We start from the raw sequence: 2,864 nt of genomic DNA on the forward strand, positions 1-2,864 counted from the left end.
TATTCTTGGTAGTGTAGGCCTTGGAAAGCCTAATACTCAAAAAATGTTTGAAAGTTTATTATACGAAGAATTAAAAGATATAAATTCAAATTTAGTATTTGTTGAAGGTGAAAGCAAAAGAATTGGTAAAGACTTAATCCCTGAATATATCTTCCATAAAATGAATAAAGGGATTAGTTTGAAAATTATAGCTTCTATGAAAAAAAGAGTTGAAGTAATTTTAAAAGATTATGTAGATGGTACTGACGATGAACTAATTGAAGCATTAAACCATATGAGAAATCGTTTAGGAAATAAAGCTATTGATAACTATATAGAGTTAGTAAAAGAAAAAAACTATTCTCCCATAATTAAAGAACTTTTTATAAAGTACTATGATCCACTATACGAAAAACATAAAAGAGAATATATAAATACATTTCAAAACATAGACTCTAAAGATACAGCTGATAATATAATTAAATGGATTCAATCTACAAATATGAAAAGCCTCTAAAATTAGAGGCTTTTGTTTTTATAGTAAATCTTCTCCTTCTTGCCAGTCAACTGGAGCAAGACCACCTGTATTTAAAGCTTTTAATACTCTAAGTGTTTCATCTACACTTCTTCCAATGTCTAAGTCATGTACTACTGAGTATCTAATAACACTTTCAGGATCTATTATAAATAATCCTCTTAAAGCAATTCCCTCTTCTTCTATTAAAACTCCATAATCATTTGCTACTTCTTTTGTCATATCAGAAGCCATTGGGTAGTTTACAGGACCAAGCCCTGCTTCTATCCATGCCTTGTGTGCATGCTCACTATCAACACTTATAGATAGTATGTCTGCATTTAACTCTTTAAACTCTTCTATCCTATCACTATAGGCTTTAAGTTCAGTTGGTCATACATCCGTAAAATCTAGAGGATAAAAAAACATTATAAGCCATTTACCACTATAATCTTTAAGGCTAACCTCTTCAAAATCACATCCATCTCCAGTACATGTATTCATAGAAAAATCTGGTGCTTTTTTTCCAACTAATCTATCCATTTTATCCCTCCGTATTGTTATATAAATATATTGCCACCATTTATATTTATATCCTTTTTTTGCAAAACTAATCATCAATCGATAATAATTATCATTTATTTTATTTATTTTGAAAATAAATAAGGAAATAAATCTAATAATATATGGTATAATTATATTAGAGGTGATAATTTGAAAGATTTAATTAAAAGAATAAATGAATTAGCTAATAAATCTAAAACTACTGAGCTTACTTCTGCTGAAAAGAAAGAACAGGCTGAACTTCGTAAGAAATATATTGAAAATTTTAGAGGTTCTTTTAAAGAAACTCTTATGAATGTTAAAGTACTTGATAAAGAAGGAACAGATGTAACACCTAAGAAGCTTATAAAAGAACAAAAAAAAAGAAAGAATTAAAATAATCCTAGACAGATGTCTAGGATTATTTTAATCTTTATATAAATGTTACAGATTATAACCTTACAATAACTTTAGCTATTCTTCAAGTTCTACAATAACTTTAACTCTTCTTTAAGTTCTACTATAGATTTATTGGAAATATTCTCTTGTGGTATTTCAAGTAAACTAGTTATCTCATTTAAATGTTTAGGCCCCTCTACTTCTATTTCTATATATGGATAAGGATAAGTTGATTTATCCCATGTATCTAAATCAATTCTAGCTCCTCTTAACTTATAGGATCGTCTCTTTTTGTGACCTACCTCTATTTTATCAAAACCTAAATTTTTAAATATAGACAAAACGGTATCTTTATCTTCTATTTTACTATTTAACTCTAAGTTCTCCCTTAAGCTTTCATTTTTAATGTTCTTCTTTAAGGTTAAGACTACATTAACTTTATCATTAAGTAAATCTTCTGTTTCTCTTATTCTCAAATATGCATCAATACTATCCTTAATAGGATTTAAGTCAGAATCAATTAATGTATTTACTTGAAGTTCATCAGCTATAAGTTCACCTTTTAGATTAACTATTTTTTCTTCTATAGTATCTAAATCTAACCCTAAGACTTTAACTTCTAATTCTTTTCCCATGAAATCTTCCTCCTATTTTTTATAAGCTTTTTCATCTACTATTATAGTTACATCGGGATGAAGCAATAAAAATGATGCTGGCAATTGAGTAGTTACTTTATTATTTTCTAAAAGTCTTTTTGTAATCTCTTTTTTATTTTCTCCACTTATAAGAAGAAGTATCTTTTTAGCTTTTAATATACTTCCCATCCCCATAGTTATAGCTGTGTTTGGAATTTCTTCTGGATTATCAAAGAATCTTGAATTATCTTTCATTGTATTTTCTGTTAGCTTTACTATGGAAGTTCCAACAGCTAGTTCTTTAGCTGGTTCATTAAATCCAATATGCCCATTTGTTCCTATTCCAAGGACTTGAATATCTATTCCACCCATTTTTTTAATAAGATTATCATATTCTTTACTATATAAATTTAAATCTTTAGCATTACCATCTGGTATGTAAGTATTTTCTTTACCTATATTTATATGATCGAATAAGTTTTCGTTCATAAAATATTTATAGCTGCTGGGATTACTTCCTTTAAGTCCTACATATTCATCAAGATTGAAGCTTTTAACATTGGAAAAGTCAACTTCTCCTTCCTTATGTCTCTTAATCATTCTTTTATACATTCCTATAGGAGTACTTCCTGTAGCAAGACCTAATATTATATTAGGATTGCCCTTTATTTCTTCTATCATAATATCTGCAGCTTTTTTGCTCATTTCCTCATAGTCTTTTTTTACTATCAATTTCATATTATCACTCCTCTTTAAATCAAGTAGTATTTTTCAATACTTCTGATTCTTTTTTT

General features: G+C 27.8%; 4 protein-coding genes and 1 pseudogene. 2 read left to right on the forward strand and 3 right to left on the reverse strand.

The features are described 5' to 3' along the window. A pseudogene (locus ACTHW2_RS12515) lies at window positions 1-496 on the forward strand (hypothetical protein); the annotation flags it as partial. 18 nt (window positions 497-514) lie between these two features. Here the strand turns inward: ACTHW2_RS12515 and ACTHW2_RS12520 are convergent. After that, window positions 515-1,036: a peroxiredoxin gene (locus ACTHW2_RS12520; RefSeq protein ID WP_442264233.1), complete on the reverse strand. Its 522-nt coding sequence runs from the start codon at window positions 1,034-1,036 to the stop codon at window positions 515-517. A 171-nt stretch (window positions 1,037-1,207) separates the two neighbouring features. On the opposite strand from ACTHW2_RS12520, the gene ACTHW2_RS12525 reads away from it, so the two are divergent. Beyond that, window positions 1,208-1,432, forward strand: coding sequence for a DUF896 domain-containing protein (locus ACTHW2_RS12525; RefSeq protein WP_442264234.1), 225 nt, complete (start codon window positions 1,208-1,210; stop codon window positions 1,430-1,432). 92 nt (window positions 1,433-1,524) lie between these two features. Here the strand turns inward: ACTHW2_RS12525 and ACTHW2_RS12530 are convergent, their stop codons facing one another. After that, complete coding sequence (locus ACTHW2_RS12530; protein ID WP_442264235.1) at window positions 1,525-2,070, reverse strand: class IV adenylate cyclase; 546 nt, start codon at window positions 2,068-2,070, stop codon at window positions 1,525-1,527. A 12-nt stretch (window positions 2,071-2,082) separates the two neighbouring features. Beyond that, window positions 2,083-2,808, reverse strand: coding sequence for a glucosamine-6-phosphate deaminase (gene nagB, locus ACTHW2_RS12535; protein WP_442264236.1), 726 nt, complete (start codon window positions 2,806-2,808; stop codon window positions 2,083-2,085). Window positions 2,809-2,864: the final 56 nt, after the last annotated feature.

The sequence above is a fragment of the Tissierella sp. genome (assembly GCF_052089545.1).
Lineage (GTDB): Bacteria > Bacillota > Clostridia > Tissierellales > Tissierellaceae > Tissierella_A.